Annotated in this window: 23 protein-coding genes; 18 read left to right on the top strand and 5 right to left on the bottom strand. The window is 49.8% G+C overall.

All coding sequences use genetic code 11. The annotated features are described in order from the left end of the window. Positions 1 to 23: 23 nt before the first annotated feature. Positions 24 to 1325 carry a TiaS agmantine-binding domain-containing protein gene (locus ACR3I3_RS02640; protein WP_440953031.1) on the bottom strand — a complete coding sequence of 434 codons (1302 nt, stop codon included), beginning with the start codon at positions 1323 to 1325 and terminating at the stop codon, positions 24 to 26. A gap of 73 nt (positions 1326 to 1398) precedes the next feature. Here ACR3I3_RS02640 and ACR3I3_RS02635 point away from each other — a divergent pair, with 73 nt between their 5' ends. The 13 genes from ACR3I3_RS02635 (at position 1399) to ACR3I3_RS02575 (ending at position 14094) form a co-directional block, all read left to right on the top strand. Next, positions 1399 to 2370: a transcriptional regulator gene (locus tag ACR3I3_RS02635; RefSeq protein WP_440953030.1), complete on the top strand. Its 972-nt coding sequence runs from the start codon at positions 1399 to 1401 to the stop codon at positions 2368 to 2370. A 122-nt stretch (positions 2371 to 2492) separates the two neighbouring features. Next, a complete protein-coding gene (gene purN / locus ACR3I3_RS02630) occupies positions 2493 to 3101 on the top strand; it encodes a phosphoribosylglycinamide formyltransferase (RefSeq protein ID WP_440953029.1) in 609 nt (202 codons plus the stop codon). A gap of 45 nt (positions 3102 to 3146) precedes the next feature. After that, positions 3147 to 4391, top strand: a complete 1245-nt coding sequence (gene glyA / locus ACR3I3_RS02625) for a serine hydroxymethyltransferase (RefSeq protein ID WP_440953028.1) — start codon at positions 3147 to 3149, stop codon at positions 4389 to 4391. Positions 4392 to 4415: 24 nt separating this feature from the next. Then, complete coding sequence (locus tag ACR3I3_RS02620) at positions 4416 to 5276, top strand: bifunctional methylenetetrahydrofolate dehydrogenase/methenyltetrahydrofolate cyclohydrolase (RefSeq protein WP_440953027.1); 861 nt, start codon at positions 4416 to 4418, stop codon at positions 5274 to 5276. Positions 5277 to 5348: 72 nt separating this feature from the next. Then, positions 5349 to 6581: a dihydropteroate synthase gene (gene folP / locus ACR3I3_RS02615; RefSeq protein ID WP_440953026.1), complete on the top strand. Its 1233-nt coding sequence runs from the start codon at positions 5349 to 5351 to the stop codon at positions 6579 to 6581. Between the two features lie 7 nt (positions 6582 to 6588). Continuing rightward, positions 6589 to 7203 (top strand): methylenetetrahydrofolate reductase C-terminal domain-containing protein, encoded by a 615-nt coding sequence (locus ACR3I3_RS02610; protein WP_440953025.1) that lies wholly within the window; start codon positions 6589 to 6591, stop codon positions 7201 to 7203. A gap of 67 nt (positions 7204 to 7270) precedes the next feature. Continuing rightward, a complete protein-coding gene (locus tag ACR3I3_RS02605; protein ID WP_440953024.1) occupies positions 7271 to 8152 on the top strand; it encodes a methylenetetrahydrofolate reductase in 882 nt (293 codons plus the stop codon). A gap of 54 nt (positions 8153 to 8206) precedes the next feature. Next, the gene (thiC, locus tag ACR3I3_RS02600; protein WP_440953023.1) at positions 8207 to 9454 is read left to right on the top strand and encodes a phosphomethylpyrimidine synthase ThiC; all 1248 of its coding nucleotides are present in this window, start codon (positions 8207 to 8209) and stop codon (positions 9452 to 9454) included. A gap of 22 nt (positions 9455 to 9476) precedes the next feature. Next, on the top strand, positions 9477 to 10232 hold the full coding sequence (cofE, locus tag ACR3I3_RS02595; RefSeq protein ID WP_440953730.1) for a coenzyme F420-0:L-glutamate ligase: 756 nt from the start codon (positions 9477 to 9479) through the stop codon (positions 10230 to 10232). A 102-nt stretch (positions 10233 to 10334) separates the two neighbouring features. Continuing rightward, on the top strand, positions 10335 to 10604 hold the full coding sequence (locus ACR3I3_RS02590; RefSeq protein ID WP_440953022.1) for a thioredoxin family protein: 270 nt from the start codon (positions 10335 to 10337) through the stop codon (positions 10602 to 10604). A 145-nt stretch (positions 10605 to 10749) separates the two neighbouring features. Continuing rightward, a complete protein-coding gene (locus tag ACR3I3_RS02585) occupies positions 10750 to 11745 on the top strand; it encodes an MBL fold metallo-hydrolase (protein ID WP_440953729.1) in 996 nt (331 codons plus the stop codon). Between the two features lie 90 nt (positions 11746 to 11835). Then, complete coding sequence (locus tag ACR3I3_RS02580) at positions 11836 to 12225, top strand: hypothetical protein (RefSeq protein WP_440953021.1); 390 nt, start codon at positions 11836 to 11838, stop codon at positions 12223 to 12225. A gap of 102 nt (positions 12226 to 12327) precedes the next feature. Next, complete coding sequence (locus ACR3I3_RS02575; protein WP_440953020.1) at positions 12328 to 14094, top strand: ribosome biogenesis/translation initiation ATPase RLI; 1767 nt, start codon at positions 12328 to 12330, stop codon at positions 14092 to 14094. An 83-nt stretch (positions 14095 to 14177) separates the two neighbouring features. Here the strand turns inward: ACR3I3_RS02575 and ACR3I3_RS02570 are convergent, their stop codons facing one another. Then, positions 14178 to 14462, bottom strand: a complete 285-nt coding sequence (locus ACR3I3_RS02570) for a hypothetical protein (protein ID WP_440953019.1) — start codon at positions 14460 to 14462, stop codon at positions 14178 to 14180. 93 nt (positions 14463 to 14555) lie between these two features. Continuing rightward, the gene (locus ACR3I3_RS02565) at positions 14556 to 16328 is read right to left on the bottom strand and encodes a hypothetical protein (RefSeq protein WP_440953018.1); all 1773 of its coding nucleotides are present in this window, start codon (positions 16326 to 16328) and stop codon (positions 14556 to 14558) included. 123 nt (positions 16329 to 16451) lie between these two features. On the opposite strand from ACR3I3_RS02565, the gene hisF reads away from it, so the two are divergent. The 5 genes from hisF to ACR3I3_RS02540 are packed head-to-tail and all read left to right on the top strand — an operon-like array spanning position 16452 to position 20745. After that, on the top strand, positions 16452 to 17273 hold the full coding sequence (hisF, locus tag ACR3I3_RS02560) for an imidazole glycerol phosphate synthase subunit HisF (protein WP_440953017.1): 822 nt from the start codon (positions 16452 to 16454) through the stop codon (positions 17271 to 17273). 40 nt (positions 17274 to 17313) lie between these two features. Beyond that, the gene (locus ACR3I3_RS02555; protein WP_440953016.1) at positions 17314 to 17601 is read left to right on the top strand and encodes a MazG nucleotide pyrophosphohydrolase domain-containing protein; all 288 of its coding nucleotides are present in this window, start codon (positions 17314 to 17316) and stop codon (positions 17599 to 17601) included. Positions 17602 to 17603: 2 nt separating this feature from the next. Next, on the top strand, positions 17604 to 20042 hold the full coding sequence (locus ACR3I3_RS02550; protein WP_440953015.1) for a DUF3656 domain-containing U32 family peptidase: 2439 nt from the start codon (positions 17604 to 17606) through the stop codon (positions 20040 to 20042). Beyond that, on the top strand, positions 20039 to 20455 hold the full coding sequence (locus ACR3I3_RS02545; protein WP_440953014.1) for a nucleoside 2-deoxyribosyltransferase: 417 nt from the start codon (positions 20039 to 20041) through the stop codon (positions 20453 to 20455). Before ACR3I3_RS02550 ends, ACR3I3_RS02545 begins: the two co-directional genes overlap by 4 nt. Before the next feature lie 44 nt (positions 20456 to 20499). After that, positions 20500 to 20745: a pro-sigmaK processing inhibitor BofA family protein gene (locus tag ACR3I3_RS02540; protein ID WP_440953013.1), complete on the top strand. Its 246-nt coding sequence runs from the start codon at positions 20500 to 20502 to the stop codon at positions 20743 to 20745. Here the strand turns inward: ACR3I3_RS02540 and ACR3I3_RS02535 are convergent. Then, positions 20719 to 21414: a class I SAM-dependent methyltransferase gene (locus tag ACR3I3_RS02535; protein WP_440953012.1), complete on the bottom strand. Its 696-nt coding sequence runs from the start codon at positions 21412 to 21414 to the stop codon at positions 20719 to 20721. The two genes, ACR3I3_RS02540 and ACR3I3_RS02535, sit on opposite strands and share 27 nt — an antisense overlap. Beyond that, complete coding sequence (gene lysS, locus ACR3I3_RS02530; protein ID WP_440953011.1) at positions 21389 to 22981, bottom strand: lysine--tRNA ligase; 1593 nt, start codon at positions 22979 to 22981, stop codon at positions 21389 to 21391. The genes ACR3I3_RS02535 and lysS overlap by 26 nt, the downstream gene beginning before the upstream one ends. Between the last annotated feature and the right edge of the window lie 85 nt (positions 22982 to 23066).

Here is a 23066-nt window from a genome sequence, read left to right as displayed (position 1 = left end):
CTGAATGAAGGAAACTAAATTTATCATCTTGACGGGAATATCTTCCCGTCTTCACCTTTTTCTTCTTTCTTATCCAGGCAACGCACAAGGGGCATTGCAAGATGCCTGCGTGCACAGGGAGGGACCTCGTAGGTTCCGGTCTCCAGATCCCTTTTTACCTTCACAGGTTCAGCTGAATCTGCGGAGGTCCCGCACTTTTTGCAGCGATAACCCTGCCCTTTGCCTGCGGACTTCATCTTTTTGCCACATTCCGGGCATGTGGGATTAACGGACTCATATTTTTCCTCAAGGGAAACGATGTTCATTTTTTCGATGTTCAGCGTACTGTTCTTCACACTGCCTGAGAAGATGACCCTGTCACCGGGGATGAACTTGCGTACGATCTCCCTGAAGTTCTTGGTCGGCTCATAGGCGGCACAGTCCATCTCATCTCCGTGCTCGTCCCTGATGGAGAAGATCGTATGCCCTCCCCTGATGGTCTCGGGATGTGATGCAACTGTCACTTCGATGGTGTAGGAGTGCATGTCCCTGATATCCGAGATCCTTTCTGCAGGGATGAGGTGAAGGTCTGTTCCCTGATCTGTCTTATAGACCATGTAGCGTTCCACAGGTTCGGATTCGATCATCTGTGATGTCTTTGTGACAACATCCACGCTGTTTCCGCGGATCCCGAAGAGCACAGGGTCCCCGGCATGCGGAACACAGACCACAAGGTCATTTGCACAATCCACGGTGTCCCATGTGTCCGGATAGGTTGCAAGGTCCGCTTTTCTCACACTTTCCTCATCCACCTCTCTCGGGGTTCCCCAGGCGTTCCTTTCCCTGTATGCGAGGTACTCGTAAGTATAATCCCAGCCCGGGTTGAGCATTGCACCACAGGCGGCCAGTGCACCAATGAGTCCTCTTCCGTTCTTCAGTCCTTTTGATGGCAGGCCAAGTTCTGCAATAAGGTTCTTCGCATCCTCAATTTCCAGTACCTCACGAACGGCTTTCAGGAAGAAGTCCCTGAGTTCCTCCTTTACTCTCGCCTGGTCATTATCGGGAACGAACACGATCCCCGGGTTGGTCATATCGCTCTGGAGCTCCGCCAGCTCCTCGACCCTTGAGATCACATGTCCCATGACCTTTTCCGGCTCTTCGGTTATGATCTCAAAGGCAGTAGATGCATTTCCACGGGTCTTGTAGGGTATTGTAGGATTGAGGCGTATGAGTATAGGGCTGCCTATGACTTCTCCGTACTCTTTAAGCTCATCCATCAATGCTGCACACAGGTATGTGGTGCACATTCCCTCTCTGGAATCCGTGTCATCTATGGCTATGATCATGTTTTTCCGTTCCGTGTTCGTTTATATACTAACAAATAGGTTTATATAGATGTGCAATCAATCATTTATCGTCATGACTAAGGATATTCTGATACATCAGATCATTGACGTATTGGAGCTTGCCGGTTTCACCGTGTCGAACCGATGTAATATCAGGCCCCGGAGTTTCGATATCGCTGCACGTCAGGATAATACGCTCCTATTCTGTAAGGTCTTATACAACATTGACGGTCTGAACGAGGAAACTGCCCGGGAGATGATAGCCCTGGCAGAGTATCTTGGCGGTTATCCGATACTGGTGGGTGCAAAGACCCGTGACCAGATGCTTGAGGATAGCGTAGTGTATATGAGATACGATATACCTGCGGTCAACATCCAGACATTGTTTGATTATTTTGTAGAGAATGTACCTCCGCTTGTATCGGCAGCACCCGGAGGGCTTTATGTGTCCATAGATGGTGACGTACTGAAGAACGCAAGAATGGACATCTCCATGTCACTGGGAGCCCTTGCTTCAGAACTTGGTGTATCCCGTCGTACTATCAGTAAGTATGAAGAAGGGCAGATGGATGCTTCCATCGACATTGTGTTGCATCTTGAGGAGATACTGGATGTTGCACTTGCAAAATCCATAGACATTCTGCGAACCTTTGAGAAAGAGATGGATTCAAAGAGCAATAAGGAGGAAGAGTCAGAGAGGACAACACCTCCGAACGATAATATCCTGAACTTCATCTACACGCTTGGCTATGATGTCCTTTCAACGAACCAGGCACCGTTCAAAGCGGTTTCCAAGGATTATTCAAGCACTTTCCTTACAGGAGTGAGCGAATACAGCAGTGCGATGCTGAAGAGGGCTCACCTTATGAGCAGCATCTCTGATGTTATCAGGACACAATCCGTTTTCATCATTGAGGGAAAGAGCAGATATCAATCAGTGGAGAACACTGTACTTATAGAAAGGGATGAACTGAACACATTGTCTGATGCGGATGACCTTGAGACACTTATCAATGAAAGGGCAAGGCAGAGAAGTGAGAACTGATCAGTTTCACCTTTTGTATTCTGTTTTCATCTTTGAATGATCATTCCGGATATTCTTATCCTGCAATTTTTGCCTATATAAGTCCAAAACTCTAATATATAGCAATCTCGTATGGGTGAGCAATGACTCTCAATATTGCAGTTCTTGTCTCTGGACGCGGTTCGAACCTGCAGTCCATCATTGATAACATCGAAAATGGCTATATTCCGGATGCTGCCATCAAAGTGGTCGTCAGTGACAAAGGAGATGCATACGCACTTGAGAGAGCTAACGATCACGGTATCGATGGTGTGTTCATAGACCCTTCAGCCTTTGGCGGTAAAAAGGGTTATGAGAAAGAGGTCCTTAAGACGCTTGAAAAATATGATACAGATCTTGTTCTCCTTGCAGGATACATGCGTATCATTGGCAGTGACCTGATCGAAGCGTACAGGAACCGCATAATGAACATCCATCCCGCACTTTTGCCATCCTTCATGGGCCTTCATGCACAGAAACAGGCGTTTGATTACGGTGTCAAGGTCGCCGGCTGCACGGTGCATTTCGTCGATGAGGGCATGGATACCGGACCGATAATCCTCCAGAGATCTGTTCCCGTCCTTGAAGATGATACCGAGGATGCCCTTGCAGACCGTATCCTGGAGCAGGAACACAAGATCTATCCTGAGGCCGTGAAGCTGTTCGTTGAGGGCAGGTTGAAGGTCGACGGAAGGAAAGTATCTATTTCATAATCAATTGATCAATTAAAACGATAGCTATCAAAGGAACGATAAATCATGTCTTACATTTCAGATATCGACCCAGAAATTGCCAATGCATTGGAATTGGAAGCAAAGCGTCAGGACTACAAGCTGAACCTTATCGCTTCAGAGAACTACACAAGCCGTGCTGTCATGGAGGCACAGGGCTCCATCATGACCAACAAGTACGCAGAAGGTTACTCCGGCAAACGCTACTATGGTGGCTGTGAATTCGTTGATATTGCAGAGAACCTTGCGATCGAGAGGGCAAAGGACATCTTCGGTGCAGAACACGTTAACGTCCAGCCACACTCCGGTTCAGGCGCAAACATGTCCGTCTACTTCTCCGTGCTCAAGCCGGGAGACAAGATCATGTCAATGGACCTCTCCCACGGTGGACACCTCTCTCACGGAAGTCCTGTAAGCTTCTCCGGTCAGCTCTATGACATCGTCCCATACGGTGTTTCCCAGGAGACCGAGATGCTTGACTATGAAGCACTTATGGAGATGGCAAAGAAAGAGAAGCCACAGATGATCGTTGTAGGTGCATCCGCATACTCCCGGATCATTGACTTCAAGGCATTCAGGGAGATCGCAGATGAGGTCGGAGCATACCTCCTCGCAGATATCGCACACATAGCAGGTCTTGTAGCTGCCGGTGTTCATCCAAACCCATTCCCATACGCTGACTTCGTGACCACGACCACACACAAGACCCTCCGCGGTCCAAGGGGTGGAATGGTAATGTGCAAGGAAGAGTACGCAAAGGGTATCGACAAGTCCGTCTTCCCTGGAATCCAGGGCGGTCCTCTCATGCACATCATCGCTGCAAAGGCAGTTGCATTCAAGGAAGCACAGGGCGAGGCTTTCAGGAAGGACCAGGAACAGACCGTAAAGAATGCAAAGGCACTCTGTGCAGCACTTCAGGAGAGAGGATTTGACATCGTCTCCGAGGGTACCGACAACCACCTGATGCTCCTCAACCTCAACAAGTACGACATCACCGGAAAGGATGCAGAGGTCGTCATGAGCAAGGCAGGTATCGTCATCAACAAGAACACAATTCCATTCGAGACCAGAGGTCCTTTCATCACCAGTGGACTGAGGGCAGGAACCCCTGCTTCAACAACCCGTGGAATGAAGGAAGCTGAGATGATCGAGATCGCTGACTTCTTCGAGACCATCCTCAACAACAAGGATGACGACAAGGTCCTTGAGGCAGTCAATGCAGACGTACAGGAACTCTGCAGCCGCTTCCCGATCTACGAGCACTTGAAATAAACGGAAATTAGAAGGTGAACTGCAATGTCTGACGTGGACCAGAACAAGATCATTGATGGAAGAGCTGTTGCAAAGAAAGTGGAAGCAGAGGTCAAGGAAGGAGTCGAGAAGCTCAAGAACGAGAAAGGCATAACTCCGGGACTGGCTACCATTCTTGTAGGCGATGACCCTGCGTCAAAGATGTACGTGAGGTTAAAACACAAAGCTTGTGACCGTGTAGGCATTTATGCAGAGGACCACCCTCTTCCTGAGTCCACTACCCAGGAAGAACTTCTTGACCTTATCAGCACACTGAATTCAAGGGAGGATATCCATGGTATCCTCCTGCAGCTGCCACTTCCAAAACACCTTAATGAGCAGGAGGCAATGAACGCTATCGACCCTGCAAAGGATGCAGACGGTTTCCACCCCTTCAACATGGGCCAGCTTCTCATCGGTATCGAGGAACTCGTGCCATGCACTCCAAAGGGAGTGATCCGTGCACTTGAAGAATACGACATCGATGTACAGGGCAAGTATGCGGTGATCGTTGGTCACAGCAATGTGGTCGGGAAGCCAATGGCCGCGATGCTTGTGAACAGGAACGCCACTGTTTCCATCTGCCATGTGTTCACCAAGGACACTGCTCAGTTCACCAGGGACGCAGACATCCTCGTGGTCGCCACAGGTGTGAAGCATCTCATCAAGGAAGACATGGTAAAGGAAGGTGCTGTGATCTTTGATGTTGGTATCACCGAAGAGGACGGTAAGGTCTACGGAGACGTTGACTTTGAGAACGTCATCAAGAAAGCTGCTCTGGTTACCCCGGTACCGGGTGGAGTCGGTCCAATGACCATTTCCATACTCATGCAGCATGTCCTGATGGCAGCACAGAAGACTGCTTGAATGCAGTCTGCACTTTTTCTTTTCAATCGTATCGTATTTAATTGATAAAAACTCATAATCACTGGTTATACAATGGTTGTTGACGTTGACATATGTGGTTTGAAAGTAGGTGACAATCACCCCGTACGCTTAATGGGTGTTATAAACCTGAGCCGTGAATCTTTTTACAAGGGATCTGTGGTTGACATGGATTCCGTTCTTGATGTTGCCCGGAGGATGATCGATGGCGGAGCTACTATCATCGATCTTGGTGCAAGGTCCACATGGCCGCTGGCAAATCCGATCACAAAGCAGGAAGAATGCGACCGCCTTTTACCTGCTCTTGAACTTCTGAAGGACAATCTGGATGCCATAATTTCCGTGGATACGGTGTTCTCTGACATTGCGGAGAAGGCACTGGAAAAGGGCGCTGACGTCGTCAATGATGTGGCAGGTTTTGCCAAAGATGGCGGAATGCTGGATGTGGTTGCAGACCACGGCTGCCCTGCCGTTGTAATGGCAGCGGACAAGCTTCCCGGTGACACCATAGGTATGGATGCTATCATGCGTTCCCTTGATGATATCCTTGTTCGCTCAGAGGAACGCGGAATCGATACAGACCAATTAATTCTGGACCCTGCCATCGGTAAATGGGTACCGGAAAAAACACCTGTGTACGACCTTGAGACCATCGACCAGTTCGAGCGCCTGAAAGTGTTCGAAAAACCGGTCCTTGCAGCCATTTCCCGCAAGTCGTTCATCGGGGACCTGCTCAACAAACCCGCAACCGAGCGCCTGTACGGCAGTCTGGCAGCAGCAGCGATCGTTGTCCAGAAGGGTGCACATATCATCCGAACCCACGACGTGGCAGAGACACTGGATGTAGTGCAGATCGCAGGCGCCATACGCAGCAGGCAGCCAGTGGTTGAGGAGAACGGCTTTGAAGTAAGTGTGCTGGACATAACAGATCCCGATGATGCAGTTCTTGCAATGCGAAATATCGGTGTGACCGGAACGGGTTCCATCATCATGAAGGATAAGACCGTGAACCGAGTACTGAAGATCAGCAATATAACCACAACCGAGGCCCTGATAATAAAGCAGGAGATCCTGGCACGCGGCGGGGATGCAGCTCTTGAACGTGATGCCGTTTCCCATGAGACCGAGAGGACCGATGTCATTGTAATGGGCACATTGCTCCAGATAAGGAAGCTTGCCGATAAGCTCGAATGCCAGGCAAGGAACCTCCCGCTGATATCAAAACTTATCAAAGAAGCACTGAAACAGGAATCAGACGTTGAATACCGTTATCTGAGCAAGATCTGAGGCTATCATGATCATCTCATCTTCCAAACCCTTTAGCGAGATCCTTGACATGCTGGCGGACAAGGAGTCCGTCTTTATCGTAGGCTGTAGCGTATGCGCTGCCAAACAGCATGTAGGGGGAGAGCCTGAGGTCGAGGAGATGACATCCAACCTTAAGGATGCCGGAATAAATGTTATCGGCGGAGTTGTTGCAAAGGCAGCATGCAGTGTTCGCTCATGCGAAGCCCTTGAGGAACTTGCACCTGAGATAAAGGATGCTGATGCGGTGCTTGTCATGGCATGCGGAAGCGGTACTTCCAACATCGCCCGCTTTGTGGACGTGGATGTCTATCCTGCAAACAACACTCAATCTCTGGGTGCCATGTCAGGGGACAGGATCATCCATCACCTCTGTGCCATGTGTGGCCAATGCACTATCGCCGAGTTCGGTGGTGTCTGTCCCACAGCCCAGTGTCCAAAGGAGCTGCTCAACGGTCCATGCGGTGGGTCCATGGATGGCAAGTGCGAGGTCGATCCCGAGAAGGATTGTGCCTGGGAACTTATCTACGAGCGCCTTGAGAGGATCGGCCGGCTGGATCTGCTGGACGAGGTCCGGGATGCGAAGGATCGGCTGGTGAAGTGAGTATTTTATTTGTCCTTCCTCAAGGTCGCGATGCATTTAAAAACCAGACCTACATATTTACCCCACGATGCTATCAACTTTCAACGATGCGCTCAATTCAGACCGCTTCATTGTGACCGCAGAGGTGGCACCTCCGAAGGGCACCGATATCTCGGCGGTACTTGAGGATGCAGATCTTATCAGGGGATGGGTGGATGCTATCAATATCACGGACAACCAGCGTGCGGTAATGCGCATGAGCCCGGTAGCTGTGGGCAAATTGCTGATGGACGCCGGTCATGAGGTGATAGTGCAGTTCACCTGCCGTGATCGCAATCGTCTGGCATTGCAATCCGACATCCTGGCGGCATCGGCTCTTGGTATCAGTAATCTCTGCGTGATGACAGGTGATTATCCCACCAAAGGCGACCATGTGGGCACAAAGCCGGTGTATGATCTTGATTCCGTGCAGCTTCTCTCAGTTATCACTAAGATGATGGGTGGGCATGACATGGCAGGCAATGAGCTTGCAGGTGCTCCGTCATTTACTGTGGGTGCAGTCTCCAATACCGATGCAGCACGCAGGATGCAGATGATCAAGCTTAAGAAAAAGATCGATGCAGGTGCACAGTTCATACAGACTCAGGCGGTCTATGACGTGGAAGTTTTTGGCGAGTTCATGGATTCCTTCCCGGATCCTGACGTGCCGGTACTGGCAGGGATCATCCCGCTGCGTTCCGCGGGCATGGCACGGTTCATGAATGCCAATGTTCCCGGGATAAGGGTCGGGGATGAGATGATATCCCGTATGGAGGATGCCGAAGACCCTGTCCAGGAAGGGCTTGAGATCGCTGCTGAGAGCATCCGGGAATTGCGTAAGATGTGCAGGGGTATCCATCTGATGCCTATCGGGGGCAATTCCAATACAAACAGACTTCTTCAGATGGCGGGAATCTCCGCTTTACAATAATTTATAACGAATTCATAATTAATTTACAAAAACGACATTCAAGAGTAGAATAACATGAGATCCACACAGGTAGAATACGCAAAGAACGGCACGCTGACTCCGGAAATGGAACATGTGGCAAAGGTTGAGTCCCTCGATGAGGAAACCGTGCTCTCACGGGTTGCTGACGGAAGTCTTGTTGTTATGGTACGTGAAGGCTGTCCTCCTGTTGCGATCGGCAAAGGGGCCACCACGAAGATCAACGTCAACCTTGGTACATCTTCTGCAAGCATCGACCCGGCTGCAGAGCTGGAAAAGGTCAGGATCGCAGAGAAATATGGTGCTGACACCATCACAGACCTTTCAATGGGCGGGGATATCTCTGCCATCAGGAAGATGGTCTTTGACAATACTACTCTGCCGATAACCACTGTTCCTGTCTACCAGGCAGTGGTTGAATGCGGTATGAAGGACGCTACCGGCGATGACATGATCTCCTATCTGAAAAAGCATGTGGGAGAAGGGGTAAGCTCCGTCGTGCTTCACTCTGTGGAAAAGCAGATGCTTGAGAAACTGAAAGGCACAGGCAGGATCATGGGGATGGTCTCAAAGGGCGGTTCCTTTACCAGCGTGCTGATGCTCAAGGAAAACTGCGAGAACCCTTATCTTGAGAACTTCGAAGAGGTCCTGTCAATACTGAAGAAGAACGATGTGGTCCTCTCCCTGGGTAACACCATGCGAAGCGGTTGTGTCCACGACCTCTGTGACAGCCCTCAGATGATGGAGATCGAGAGGAACGCAGCTCTTGCAAAGCAGGCAAATGAGGCAGGTGTGCAGGTGATCATTGAAGGCATGGGCGGACATGTGCAGGCAAATGACATTCCTGAACACATTGAAGCACATCGTTCCCGTTCCAGCTTCCCGCTCTTTGTGGCCGGGCCGCTTCCAACGGATGTCGGTATGGGCTATGATCACATCTCCGGTGCTGTGGGTGCAAGCATTGCCAGCGGCAATGGTGCAGACTATCTTTGTTACATCACTCCTGCAGAGCACCTTTCCCTTCCTACACCTGAGCAGGTCAGGGAAGGCCTGATCGCTTTCAGGATCGCGGCACATATAGGCGATTCAATGAAATACGGTCTGAGCGAGAGGGACAAGCTCCTTGCTGACAGGCGTGCGAAGTTCGACTGGGAAGGTCAGATGAAGCTTGCCCTTGACCCTGACAAGCCGAAGGGAATGTGCCCCCAGGCAGGGCCATGTTCCATGTGTGGCGAATACTGCGCTATCAAGATAATGTCCGATTACCTATCCGGTGGTAACTGAATTGAGCTCCGAACTTCCTTGCATGCAGGTCATTGGTATACGCACTCCGTTGATCAGACCCGGAGATGACATTGTGGGGGTGCTATGTGGAGCCCTGAACAGGCATGAGATATTCCTGCAGGACGGGGATGTGCTCGTTCTGGCAGAGTCTGCAGTGGCCACAGCAGAAGGAAGGCTTGTGGACCTTTCCACCGTCATTCCCGGGAAAGAGGCAGAGGAACTTGCACACAAATACTGTGTGGATTCCCGTGAAATGGAGCTTGTCCTGTGCGAGTGCGATGATATTATCGGCGGTGTTCCGGGAGCAGCCCTTACCATCACCAAGGGTAACCTTTCCCCGAATGCAGGTATTGATGGCTCCAACGCACCTGAAGGCCATGTGGTCCTTTTGCCTGAGAACGCACAGAAAAGTGCAGCCCGGATCCGCGCAGGAATGGAAGAGTTCTGTTGCTGCCATCTCGGTGTGATCGTGGGGGACAGCCGTACCCAGCCCCTGCGCCTTGGTTGTGTGGGAGTTGCTCTGGGAACTTCAGGTATCGTTCCTGTGGAGGATGCAAGAGGCTCAAAGGACCTTTTCGGTAAACCTCTCAACATAACACGTAAGGCAGTGGCTGATAATCTGGTATCAAGTGCCCAGGTCATCATGGGGGAAGCGGATGAATGTATTCCGTGTGTCCTGATACGCGGGGCACCTGTGAAGATGGTGAAGGGTTCGGAAGAGATGCCGCTTTTCACTCCGGAGGAGTGTATGTATTACAGCAACATCAGGCAAAAATGACGGCTAATTGCCGTGGACCAAAATTATTTATAGAATAACAGCATGGTTTTGTATGAAGCGTACAATACCCATTTACTTCTTACAAACCAAAGGTGATTAGCAATGAGCAATGTAGTAGTATTAGACTTTACCGCAACATGGTGCGGACCATGCCAGATGCAGAAACCGATCCTTGAACAGCTCGAAGGTGAGATGGGCGACAAGGTGGAGTTCAAGATGGTGGATGTTGACCAGAACAATGCCCTTGCAGGCAAGTATGGCATTCACGCTGTTCCTACACTTGTGATCGAGAAGGACGGAGCTGAGGTCAAGCGTTTCACCGGTGTTACAAGTGCCGATGTGCTTCGCTCAGAGCTTAGTCAGCTCGTCTGAGCTTTTCCTTTTTCCTCCACATATATCCATTTCATTCCCTCTTTTCCTTTATTTTATTCTTTTCAAGTTCTTGATTCTGACAACATGTAAATAGCTTGGTACCCATTCCCGTAAACTGAGGTATCATTTGAACAGGCTGATCGACATGGGTGTGCTGGCATGCCGCCAGAAGAATTCGCGGGGAACCTTCAAGCCCCACCTTGCCGTAAGGTTCAGGTCAGGGGAAGGGAAGATCTGCACTTTTTCGATCGATTCCACCCGTGTTCCGATGAAGCAGCCCCAACCGGACGCCTATCTTATAACTCATGCTCATTCTGACCATCACGGCAAGTCTGCCATGCTCTCTGATCTCTCGGCCTGCACCGACAGGACCGCAGTGGCGCTTGAGATAAGGCATGATCGCAGTTTCAAAGGAAGGGCCGTTGATATGTGCGGCTCCATCGACATCAATGGCGTGACCGTCAAAACGTTTCCCACAGGCCATACAGCAGGAGCGGTTGCATTCTACTGGGAGAACGAGGTAGGGACACGGATACTTGTTACAGGGGATGTGAAGGACCCTTCCACATTGCCCAAATGTGACCTCCTGATAACCGAGGCGAACTATGGTGATCATGGCGATCCGTCATGTCATTTTGAGGACGATATAGAGGGTTTCAGGAACGCCTTATGCTCAGGTTCACAGGTAGCATTCGGTGCATATGCTTTTGGCAAGGCACAGAGGGCGGTGGAACTTCTGCGTGAGGTCGGGCATGACGGCCCAATTGCAATGGAGGAGAAATCACTGATCCTCTCCAACAGGCTTCTGGACGATCCCGGAGAACTTGTGGGCCTGGGCGAGCTCGATGAAGAGGCTGTCTGCATCGTACCTCCATGGGACCTGTGCAAGCTTCCTCATAGCATGTCCAAATATGTGATGACGGGAAGGCAGGATTACCGGTATCCGTCCCTGCAGATAAGTGACCACCTGGACGCCAACGGTCTTGCGGATATGGTGGAACAGATCGATCCTGAGATGACGCTGGTCTACCATCCCGACGGTGACCGTCCGGGAAAGTTCGCTTCTTACCTGAACAGCATCGGGAGGAATGCTGTCTGTCTTGATGATGTTGACAATGTCCTAAGCAATGAATTCCTGTAAACCTCTGAAATTTTGTTTCAGGAATAAACGTTTATATATGTTCTGACGTTTATATCATCCAATCATATTTATCTCAGGAGAAGAAGCCAATTGAAAAAAGAAAGCAAAAAGAAGTCAGGTGGCACAACGGATAATGCAGAGCAGTCTGACGCTCCTGTTGTCTCAAAACCTGCATTTATCAAGGAAAAGACACCTGAGGAACGCAGGCAAGCTCATGTAGAGGGTATTATCAAGACCGCTGTAGCTGCATTCCTTGGTATGATCGCAGGATTTGGTGCCTTCTACAGGTTCAATGATGGTACCGGAACTCCCTGGTATGCTGCAATTGTCATCATTGCTGTGCTTGCATATTATGCCCAGCGTGTGATCTTCCCCGCCATCAAGATCAATACAAAGGAATTCGGTCCCAAGGACTGGTTCTACGTTGAGTTCATCGTAATTGACTTCTGTCTTGTGACATGGACGCTGTTGTTGAACTGACACAGCCCATGGCCCTGCTTTTTTTATATTCTTACAATTAGCTCAGTTTATTTCGATTCAGACTTACGTTAAATAACCTCAAAATAACTTCAGTGATCCCCCATGCGAATTGCAATATTGAACAAGGATAGATGCCAGCCAAGGCGATGCAGCCACGAATGTGAAAAATACTGCCCGAGAGTAAGGACCGGCGATGAGACCATCGTCTTTGGAGATGACGGCAAGGCCATCATTTCCGAGGAACTCTGTGTAGGATGCGGTATATGCGTTAACAAATGTCCTTTTGATGCTATCATGATCATTGGTCTGCCGGAAGCACTGACCGAACCGACCCACAGGTATGGTCCAAACGGTTTTGCCCTGTATGGTCTCCCGACCCCGCAGGTTGGCAGGGTGACAGGTATCCTCGGACCGAACGGTATAGGTAAAAGTACATCCGTCCAGATCCTCTCAGGAGCGCTCATCCCTAACTTCGGTGGTGACAACAGCGACTGGGAAAAGGTCCTTGACCACTATTCCGGAACCGCCATGTACGACTATTTCAAGAATGTTGTGGACGGCAAGGTCAAGGTGTCCCAGAAACCGCAGTATGTGGACATGATCCCAAAGGCCTTCAAGGGCAAGACCCGTGACCTTCTGGAAGGTACCGATGAACGCGGTGCACTGGACGACCTCATCGAAAGGCTTGACCTGGGTCCCATAATCGACCGCAATATCGGTGATCTCAGTGGTGGTGAACTGCAGAGGGTAGCTATTGCAGCCTGTGCTGCAAGGGATGCGGACTTCTACTTCTTTGACGAGATCAGTCCGTACCTGGATATCTACCAGCGTATCAATTCCTCACAGATCATACAGGAGCTTTCAGCCAAGAAGGCTGTCCTTGTAGTTGAGCACGACCTGGCGATACTGGATATGCTCTCCGATGTCGTACAGGTGGCATATGGTATGCCTGCCGGTTATGGTGTTGTGACACATCCGAAAGGTGTGCGTATTGCTATCAACCAGTACCTCAAGGGTTACCTGCCTGAAGAGAACGTCCGTATAAGGCCGGATGCCATCACTTTCGAGGTCCACCCCCCACGTGTGGAGGCCGACATAGCGACACTTGTTGACTATAGCGCGTTCAGCAAGAAGTATGGTGATACCTTTTCACTGGAGACAGATGCCGGTTCCCTGAAGGAAGGAGAGGTCATCGGTATCGTAGGTCCTAACGGTATCGGTAAATCCACTTTTGTGAAGATCCTTGCCGGAGAGATCGAGCCGGATGAGGGTGAGCTGGATATCGATGTCAATATCTCTTACAAGCCTCAGTATATCAAGGGAGATAACCCCATGCAGGTACAGATGTTCCTTAGGAGCATTACCCGCAGGTTCGATACAAGCTATTATCAGGCAGAGATCGCCAAACCTCTGAACCTTGAGCCTCTCTTTGAGAAGATGCTCAGCGAGCTCAGTGGTGGTGAACTGCAAAGGGTAGCCATTGCTGCATGTCTCTCAAGGGATGCCGACCTGTACATCCTTGACGAGCCAAGCGCTCACCTTGATGTGGAGCAGCGTTCCCTTGCCACAAAGGCCATCAAGAGGTTTGCCGAGAACAATGGTAAGACTGCAATGGTCGTTGACCACGATATTTACATGATAGACCTGCTCAGTGAAAGGCTGATAGTCTTCGAAGGTAAGCCTGCTGTCTATGGTAAGGCCCACTCTCCATCAAGCATGCAGAACGGTATGAACAAGTTCCTTTCAGACCTTGATATAACGTTCAGAAGGGATGAGGATACCTCACGTCCAAGGGTCAACAAGCATGGTTCGCGTCTTGACAGAGAACAGAAGGCCCTTGGGGAATATTATTACAGGCTGGCTGAGTGAAAGCTCATCCGGCTCCTTTTAAATCATTTCATTGACCTGACCGATTGTCTGTTTATAGGTCTGGTCTAATTTCCATCCTTCTCTTATTTTGTCGTTCTCTTGTTCCTTGAAAGGTACCAGGTAAGGAACTCCGTATACAGTATGATCCCAATTATGGTGGACCATATGAACAGCAAAAGATGGTAGTTGCTGATGGGTACAAGACCTCCCGCAAGTCTTGCATGTTCGTATGCAAGGAACGCAGTTGCTACCTCCGGTGTCGCGATTATGAATGTCAATGGGGCCACAAGGAGCACAATGGCTGCCATTAAGGATGAGTAGTTGACAAGCAGGTAAAGCACAATGGCAGCGAACACTGTAAATACCAATACTGATGTGCCTGTTCCGACAATGTCCGTTTAGAATCCTCCTTTGGTTTTAGAGCTTTTTTAATATGCGTTCACTGCAGCCTTTTCTATTATTCAATGTGACCTGCGTATATAAAAATATGCAATAAGCGGGATGATCGCAAGCACACATGCTATTGTGATAAATGAGGATAGCAGGAACATGGCATGTTCTCCTCTTGAGAGAGCTTCATTGCCTGTAGCTGGATCGTCAGTTTTGATGTTTGTTTCAGTGTTTCCGGGTGAGTAAACATAGATTTTCACAACATTGGATCCGAATTCTCCCTGAAGCCCGTCTTCATCGGTATAGGAGACCATTGCAGCCGACAGGTCTGAGATGCCTTCTTCCTCTGCAAGCATGGTGTAGGTCAGTTGTTTTCTATCGCCGATCTCGAGTGGACCTTCCCACATGTTCTCTCCGCCCACTAGCCTGAAACCTTCAGGTATCTCTTCTTCGAGGGAAGCTACAACATCAACGGTCCCGCTATTCGTGATCGTTATTGTTACGTCAACCTCCTCTCCTGTGAAGATGTCACTGAGGCTGACCTGCTTTTCGACATCCAGTGATGGTCCATCGACATCTATGGTAACCGCCGGTCCCTCCGATGCAACGCTGTAGGTCTCACCCTGAGAGTACCAGCTTGCAACTGCCGGTCCGAGCTCATAGGTTCCGGCTACCACGGGCATTGTCTTGTATTGTATCACTTCTGACCTTCCCGCACCGAGGAACACTGTCCAGTCGGCGGACCCAATTACCAGGGGTTTGAAAGCCGAAGGCAGGGGATCATGAATGGTCACTTCATGCCCGATGCTTGCATTGTTGTAGACCACCATCTCGACGATGACCCGTCTTCTGCTCCTGTCCTGTTCTTCCATAAGGCGGGTGTCAATGGTCTTTTCAATGGATATGTAAGGTTGCACAATGGTTTGTGCTGATACTGAATTCTGATAGTTGTTCCCACGATAGTCATAACCATCAACGTTCACATCGATCTCTATGTTTTCCTTAACAGGAGTTTCGGGCAATTTGAGGGTGATGGGGACCTTGTGTATCTTAAGCGTATCAAGCATTGCAAATTCGTAGTTCACAGGTTCGATCTGACCGTTGCTGGCAGATGCTGTGACCGTGATACCCCTTGCGGGAATCGTTCCGGTGTTTTTCAGGTATATCTCAAAAGAAGCAGGGTTATTGGGAGAATACTTCTCTTCAAGTTTGTTGATCTCAACTTTGAATTCCGGCTTCCCGGGCTGGTAGAATTGCAGATTTATCTCATTTGCAGCTCGGTCGATGTAAGTGACTCTGACCATGATGTCATCGGAATACTTTTTGTGATCATTTATCATGTATTCGTCAACATAGCTTTTCCCGCCTGTCATGACCTCTAGGGTCGCAACATTTTCGCTCACGTTCAGCAGTCTGATCTCCGTATTGTCGACCTTTATCATATCTTCAACTGCAAGTCTCTGACTTCTGGATCGTATCCAGACAAGCTCATATTCGTGAAGATACAGTTCAAGAGTTACCTTAGATGGATCTATAGAAACTGTCCTGACCTTGAGGTCCTTTTCATGGATGTGCTCATTGTTCAATGAATCATCGGCAAAGAAGCTTTTCCGGAACTCCCCATCAATGTACAGTAACAGTGTGGCAGAATAACCTTCGTCTTCCTTGTTGATCTCATGGACCTTGACCGTGTATTTCTCTGCAGATGCCCTGTCCCCTTTCGCAAGATCGAATACCCCCTGATGCACCCAGATCTCCTCATACTGGAATTCATCCGCAGCTGAGGATATGCCGGTGAAAAAGAGCAGCATCAGGACTGCAAGGGCAATACGCTTTAAATACATTAGCCGTTTTTATGTGCTTCATAGCGTTTAAATATACCGTTCTTTCCATAGATCATCGCCTTTCTTTTTAATCTCTCCTTTCCTTCAACAACATTTAATTAGGGTACATTCATTACGTAAACTATGCTTACAAAGAGGATTATCCCGTGTCTTGATGTCACCCTTGATTCAGAAGGCGGAACAGTGGTCAAAGGTGTAGAGTTCGTAGATCTCAAAAAGGCAGGTGACCCCGTAGACCTTGCAAAACGCTACAACGAACAGGGTGCAGACGAACTTGTTTTCCTGGACATCACAGCTTCACACGAAGGTAGGTCAACAATGATCGATGTGATCGAGCGTACCGCCAACGAGGTATTTATCCCTCTTACAGTGGGTGGCGGAATAAACTCTGTTGAGGATGTCAGGCAGATACTGAGGGCAGGTGCGGACAAGGTGTCCATCAATACTGCTGCTGTGAAGAACCCGCAGCTTATCAAGGAGGCTTCCGATATCTTCGGTTCCCAGTGCATTGTGACAGCAATCGACTGCAAGCGTAATCTGGATGTTGAGAACAACCCTGACAAGACCATCATCGAGCTTGAGGACGGGACTCCTGCATGGTATGAGGTTGTGATCTATGGTGGCAGGCAGCCCACAGGTCTGGATGCCGTCCAGTGGGCGAAGAAGGTCGAGGAACTTGGCTCAGGCGAGATCCTGCTTACAAGCATGGACCGCGACGGGACCTATGATGGTTTCGATATCCCTATCACAAGGAAGCTCTCGGAAGAGCTGGAGATCCCTATCATCGCTTCCGGTGGTGTGGGTAAACCCGAGCACATGTATGGTGGCTTCGTTGATGGAAAGGCCGATGCAGGACTTGCTGCAAGTATCTTCCACTTCGGTGAGTTCACAGTACGCGATGTGAAGGAAGCACTGAAGGAAAAGGGCATCCCTGTCAGGCTTTGATGACAGTTTATTTTCGATAGACATTCAAGGAGCTTACAAAATGGAGATCTCGGAATTCCAGAAACTGATGTACGACCTGTACGCACACAACGACAAGCGCAGGGGAGCAGCCGCAACCACCCTCTGGTTGGTGGAGGAGATCGGCGAGCTGGCAGAGGCGGTCCGCAGGGAGGACATGGAAAATCTGAGGGAAGAGCTCGCAGATTGCTTTGCCTGGATCGGAGCACTGGCAAACCTCTATGATATCGATCTTGAGCAGGCTTTCCTGGAAAAATATCCGCTTGTGTGTCCCACATGCAGGAAGAACCCGTGTATTTGCACTGACTGAACATGACAAGAAGACCTGAACTTCTGGCCCCGGCAGGCAACTGGGAATCCTTCGTCGCTGCTGTGGAGAACGGTGCGGATGCTGTCTATCTCGGTTCGAAGACCCTGGGTGCCAGGGCCTATGCGGGTAATTTCACCCTTGAGGAGATACGTGAGGCTATAGACTACGCCCACCTTCGCGGGGTAAAGGTCTTTGTTACGGTAAACACGCTGGTCAAGGACCAGCAGATGAAGAACGCTGCGAAGATGTTGTGTTCCCTGAACGAGTACGGTGCGGATGCTGTTATCGTACAGGACCTCGGCCTGCTTTTCATGGCAAAGGAGCTCGTTCCTGAACTTCCGATACATGCAAGCACCCAGATGACCATACACAATACCGAAGGTGTGCGTTTTCTTGAAGAGTTGGGTGTCAAAAGGGTGGTGCTTGCGAGGGAGATGTCCCTTGAGGAGATCAGGGCGGTAAAACAGGTTACGGACATCGAGATCGAGACATTCGTCCATGGAGCACTCTGCATCTCCTACTCCGGGCAGTGTCTTCTGAGCAGCATGATCGGTGGCAGGAGCGGAAATCGCGGGCACTGTGCACAGCCATGCCGGAAGGTATACGAGCTTGAGATGGACGGTCAGGTTGTGGACACGGAGGGTCCTTACCTCTTAAGTCCCAAAGACCTCAACACCACCGAAATGCTGCCGCAGCTTATCGAGGCAGGCGTGGAGTCCTTCAAGATAGAAGGTAGGATGAAGCGGCCTGAATATGTGGCAGGTGTTGTGAGCACGTACAGGGATCTGATCGACCGCTACATTGCTGATCCGGATTCATACTTCGTATCCACTGAAGAGAAACTTGTCCTTGAACAGCTTTTCAACAGGGATTTCACTGATATTTATCTTAAAGGCGAATCAGCAAGAGGTATGATGAGCCGTGAGCAGCCATACAACCGCGGTGTAGTGGCCGGAACTGTTGTTGGCTACTATGAAGAGGAGCGGAGGATCATAGTCGAACTTTCCACTGATCTGGAACTGGGCGACGGGATAGGTGCCGAAGGACTGGAGGATGCAGGTGAGAACATCACACGTATCGTACTGAACGGTAAGGAGGTTGATTCCGCAACCGAAGGCGATATTGTTGAGATCCCGTTCTTTGAGGAGGTCCCCTCCGGAAAGCTGATCTACAGGACCCTTGACAGGTCCCTGATGGAATCACTGAAAAAAACCTTCACTTCTCCCAAGCCTATTCGGAGGGTCCCGGTGAGGCTCAGTTCTGATGTCGTTGCAGGCTCGGTCCTGAAGCTTGAGATGGAGGATTCCGATGGCAATAAGGTCTCAGTTGAGTCTGATTACTTTGTCGAACCTGCACAGAAGAAGCCGACAACTGAAGAACAGGTTATACAGCAGTTCTCAAAGCTTGGTAATTCCGTATTCGAGCCTGTTGATATGGCTGTGAACGTTACAGGCGATGTGTTCATTCCGATCAAGGTCCTTAATGACATCAGGAACCTTGCTGTTTCCAAACTGGAGGCAGCGAGGGTGGAGAAGTGGCACCGTTCCCCGAAAGGCAAATGCAGGGTCCCGGATGTGACCTGCGAGGAAGCGGATGTCGATAAGCCGCTGCTGGTAGTGAGTGTCGATGATCCTCAGAGACTCGAGGCTGCTATTGAGGGTGGTGCAGACGTCATCTATGCCGGAGGGGAAGTTTTCAGGGGAAGGGAACCCCTGGACCTGAAGGAAGCCTTCGAAAAGTGCAGAAATGAGGGTAGGAAGATCTACGTGAACACCCCGAAGATCGTCTCTGACAATGCTATGGTTCAGGTGCAGGAGACACTGAAGCTGGCAAAGGAACTTGGTGTTGATGGCGCAGTTGTCTCGAACTACGGAACTTTCAGGCTTGCAAAGGAAATCGGTCTGGAAGTGGTCGCGGATAGTCCCATGAACGTTTTCAATCTTCATTCCTATGCAGCCATGAAGGGGCTTGGAGCAGGTTCGGTGGTACTGTCCCCAGAGATGTCGCTTACCCAGGTGGAGGATGTCGCACAGTGCGGTCCTGTGGAATGTATTGTCCACGGCAGGCTGGAGGTCATGGAATCACGCTATTGTATGATCGGCGACCTGTTCGGCTCAGGCAGCGGATGTCCGCGCTTTTGTGAGGAAGGGAAGTTCGAGATCTACGATGAGAAAGAATATTGTTTCCCGCTTCTCATGGACAGCGATTGCAGGATGCATGTGCTGAACTCGAAAGAGCTGTGCATGGTCGAAAATCTTGAAAAGCTCGTCAGGGCAGGTGTATCGGCTTTGAGGATAGAGGCAAGGACAATGGATGCATCCATGGTGAAGAAGGTCACACGTCGCTATCGCAATGTACTGGATGGGAAAAAGAAGGCTGTCAAATGTAAGGATATCACCGATGGTTACACTGGAGGACATTACATGAGGGGTGTCCTATGAGGATATTTCTGTCCGGCTCGATCCGCGGAGGAAGGAAGATGCTTCCTGTGTACCAGTTCATTTGCGGTCATCTTCGCAGGAACGGTCACGAGGTCCTGAGCTGGCATGTTGCACATGAGGGTGTGGAGAAAACGGAATCCCTTATGAGCGAGAGCCAGATATACGAACGTGACATGGGGTTCCTGAAAAAAAGTGAGTGCATGATCGCAGAGGTCAGCCTTGCTTCCACAGGTGTGGGGTATGAGGTCTGCTCGGCGATACACAAAGGGATCCCGATCCTCTGTGTCCACCAGCCGCATGCGAACGTCTCTGCCATGATACTGGGAAATACCAATGGCAACGTCACTGTGAAAGAATATTCTGATACTGGTGACCTTGAAGTTATCCTTCGTGAGTTCCTTTCATCCTTTTGAAGTAACTGTTAAATATCGTTGACATCTATTTTCAATAGATAAACATGGTAGTAGAAATCATAGTAGTACTGGTGGCGATCATCATAGCTCTTCTTCTGTACAAGGTGCTGAAGACTGTCAAGAACATGATAGTGAACACCGTATTGGGTGTGATCCTTCTTCTGATCGCAAACTTTGCACTGGGCCTGGACATCGCTTTCACATGGGTCACCATATTGGTCTGTGCACTTGCAGGAATCGTCGGAGCGCTGTTGATAGTGCTTTTAGCATACCTTGGCATCTTCTTCTGATGCCAGTTGTATCGTTCCGTTTATCATATGGCGGGTATGTGACTCGCCCCTGAAATTTTTTTCCGTAACTACGTCTTTGATATCCAGCATCCCGAAGTCCCGGAAAAGATGCTCGATCTCTTCTTTTGTGAAATAGTGGTAGATTATCCCACTCTGGCGGATGAATGTGTGGGGTTCGACAGCATCCCCTCCGTATCGCATATCCTTTACTCCGAACACTTCCAGGAAGATGGTTCCACCTGGTCTCAGTACCCGCCTGAACTCTGCTACCGCCTTTTCACGTTCATCTTCCATGAGGTGCTGCAATACCCCGAAGCAGACGATCCCCTCAAAGCTGTTGTCCGCAAAGGGAAGATAGGTTATGGATGACACTGCATGATGTGCTTCACGTTCACGTTTTGCAAGGTATTCCCTTGAGGCTTTCAGTGCGGTGGGGGATACATCGATGCCGGTGCAATCGTAAAAATTGGATAAGGGGAGAAGGTGTCGTCCTTTCCCCGAGCCTGCGTCAAGGATGCGGCATCCGTCCGGGATGCGGGTGCGGATCGGTTCGATCGGTGCTGCACCGCCCCATCTGACATGGGTATATTCTTTGTCCCATGCCGAGAAATGAGTGTGGGATGCCGGGTCCTGTGTCATGCTCTTAAGGTCTGTATGTTGATGCTTCACTGAAGCGCTTTGCGAGGAAGTCTTGGTCAATGGATGACAGGAACCATCCTGCCTTTGGTCCGGACTGCTGGCCCAGCACTGAGGTGTAGATGGCCTTGAACATCTCCTTTGGATCGATCTCCAGTTCCTCTTCGCTTGCACCAAGTCTCTCTACTATATTGTTGTGTAGTTCGGAACCTGCTTCCTTTGAGGAGTACACGAGGTTGTGGTAATCCTCACCTGTAAGTTCCCCGCTTGCTTCGATGATCTCTGCGAATGCTCCGAGGAATGCCTTCTGCACATCATTGAGTGTTGCGGTCTGCTCAGGCAGCTCGTCCTTCACACTGAACTTAGCGAATGGTGGTGCATACATCTCAAGCCAGTTGGATACATTGGTTGCCAGTTCCCTGATGCACTTCTCGTTGCTGGTATCGTATCCTGCACGCTCCACGATCTTCATGATCTTCTCGAAGTCACCGTGTGCCACCTGGAAGATGGTGGTCATGTGCTTGAACGGGATGTCAGTGTGGCAGATGCCCTTTGCATGTGAGAGCTCCAGCACACGCTTGTCGAGTCCTTCCAGATCATCCTTTGCATTGAGGCGCTCGTACTCGTCCACAAGTGTGAGCAGTGGCTGTCCCGGATCGAACTTGATGTGTTTTTCAGGCTTTGTACGCATGATCAGGTAGCGCAGTACCTCAGGAGGTACGACCTTGAGCATGTCGGCGATTGATACCACGACACCGGTGGATGATGACATCGCACCTTTTGTCCCGAGCATGATCCACTCATAGACAATGGGCAGTGGTGGTTCATGATCGAATATCTCACGAACGATGCGCTTTCCTGTGTCGTAGGAACCTCCTCTTGATGCATGGTCCTTACCGAATGGTTCAACAGTTACATCGAGCATCTTCCATTTTGCAGGCCAGTCCACACGCCATGTAAGCTTTCCACCACCAGTCATTGAAACTGTACCGGAGTGGCCGCATGAACATTCATAGTCAACGGTCTCGGCATCTGCATCAAATCCTGTTACGATTGTAGTTGTAATTTTACCACATTGATTGCATATAGGGTTGAAAGGACTCCATTCCGCAGCGACTTCTTTTCCTGAGACTTCCTTGAGGATCTTTGCGATATCATCCCTTTTGATCAGTGCCGTCTTGATGGCTTCAACGAACATGCCACTCTTGTACATTTCATCTGCACGGTAGACCTTTGGGTGTATGCCGAGCCTCTCAAGACCTTCAAGGAAAGGCTTGAGGAAGTGCTCTGCGTAGCTTTCACATTCTCCGCAGGGGCATGGTATCTCGGAAATTGGTTTTCCGACATGTTCTGCATAGCTTTCCGGGAGGAAAGGATAGACCTTACGGAGCGGATCGAAGTTGTCGGCCATGTATATGAATTCGGTCTCAGCACCCTTTTCCACAAGCATCCTGTATGCTGCATCAGCGGTCACGACCTCTCTCATGTTTCCGATATGGATGTGTCCGGAAGGTGTAATTCCTGTGGATATCCTTTGTAAGTTTCCATTTTCCAGGGCTTCGTCAGCAATGACCTCTGCCCAGTGTTTGATCTCTGCCATTGATTATCTCCATGTGTATTATGATAGGTATTTGTGATCGGTATAAATGTTGATCTTTTTAAAGCTGTTTTGAACCTTAGGAATA

Origin of the sequence: Methanococcoides mangrovi, from assembly GCF_052057775.1 — an archaeon.
Classification (GTDB): domain Archaea; phylum Halobacteriota; class Methanosarcinia; order Methanosarcinales; family Methanosarcinaceae; genus Methanococcoides.
This window is presented reverse-complemented; position numbering and strand designations above follow the sequence as displayed.

Excerpts from the sequence above, each read along its gene's own strand:
- ACR3I3_RS02640 (WP_440953031.1), bottom strand. The coding sequence starts at position 1,325 with ATGATCATAGCCATAGATGACACGGATTCCAGAGAGGGAATGTGCACC.
- ACR3I3_RS02590 (WP_440953022.1), top strand. The coding sequence starts at position 10,335 with ATGAGCAATGTAGTAGTATTAGACTTTACCGCAACATGGTGCGGACCA.
- cofE (WP_440953730.1), top strand. The coding sequence starts at position 9,477 with ATGCAGGTCATTGGTATACGCACTCCGTTGATCAGACCCGGAGATGAC.
- ACR3I3_RS02565 (WP_440953018.1), bottom strand. The coding sequence starts at position 16,328 with ATGTATTTAAAGCGTATTGCCCTTGCAGTCCTGATGCTGCTCTTTTTC.
- ACR3I3_RS02540 (WP_440953013.1), top strand. The coding sequence starts at position 20,500 with ATGGTAGTAGAAATCATAGTAGTACTGGTGGCGATCATCATAGCTCTT.
- glyA (WP_440953028.1), top strand. The coding sequence starts at position 3,147 with ATGTCTTACATTTCAGATATCGACCCAGAAATTGCCAATGCATTGGAA.
- ACR3I3_RS02610 (WP_440953025.1), top strand. The coding sequence starts at position 6,589 with ATGATCATCTCATCTTCCAAACCCTTTAGCGAGATCCTTGACATGCTG.
- purN (WP_440953029.1), top strand. The coding sequence starts at position 2,493 with ATGACTCTCAATATTGCAGTTCTTGTCTCTGGACGCGGTTCGAACCTG.
- ACR3I3_RS02635 (WP_440953030.1), top strand. The coding sequence starts at position 1,399 with ATGACTAAGGATATTCTGATACATCAGATCATTGACGTATTGGAGCTT.
- ACR3I3_RS02555 (WP_440953016.1), top strand. The coding sequence starts at position 17,314 with ATGGAGATCTCGGAATTCCAGAAACTGATGTACGACCTGTACGCACAC.
- folP (WP_440953026.1), top strand. The coding sequence starts at position 5,349 with ATGGTTGTTGACGTTGACATATGTGGTTTGAAAGTAGGTGACAATCAC.
- ACR3I3_RS02585 (WP_440953729.1), top strand. The coding sequence starts at position 10,750 with ATGGGTGTGCTGGCATGCCGCCAGAAGAATTCGCGGGGAACCTTCAAG.
- ACR3I3_RS02620 (WP_440953027.1), top strand. The coding sequence starts at position 4,416 with ATGTCTGACGTGGACCAGAACAAGATCATTGATGGAAGAGCTGTTGCA.
- thiC (WP_440953023.1), top strand. The coding sequence starts at position 8,207 with ATGAGATCCACACAGGTAGAATACGCAAAGAACGGCACGCTGACTCCG.
- ACR3I3_RS02575 (WP_440953020.1), top strand. The coding sequence starts at position 12,328 with ATGCGAATTGCAATATTGAACAAGGATAGATGCCAGCCAAGGCGATGC.
- ACR3I3_RS02550 (WP_440953015.1), top strand. The coding sequence starts at position 17,604 with ATGACAAGAAGACCTGAACTTCTGGCCCCGGCAGGCAACTGGGAATCC.
- ACR3I3_RS02545 (WP_440953014.1), top strand. The coding sequence starts at position 20,039 with ATGAGGATATTTCTGTCCGGCTCGATCCGCGGAGGAAGGAAGATGCTT.
- ACR3I3_RS02605 (WP_440953024.1), top strand. The coding sequence starts at position 7,271 with ATGCTATCAACTTTCAACGATGCGCTCAATTCAGACCGCTTCATTGTG.
- lysS (WP_440953011.1), bottom strand. The coding sequence starts at position 22,981 with ATGGCAGAGATCAAACACTGGGCAGAGGTCATTGCTGACGAAGCCCTG.
- hisF (WP_440953017.1), top strand. The coding sequence starts at position 16,452 with ATGCTTACAAAGAGGATTATCCCGTGTCTTGATGTCACCCTTGATTCA.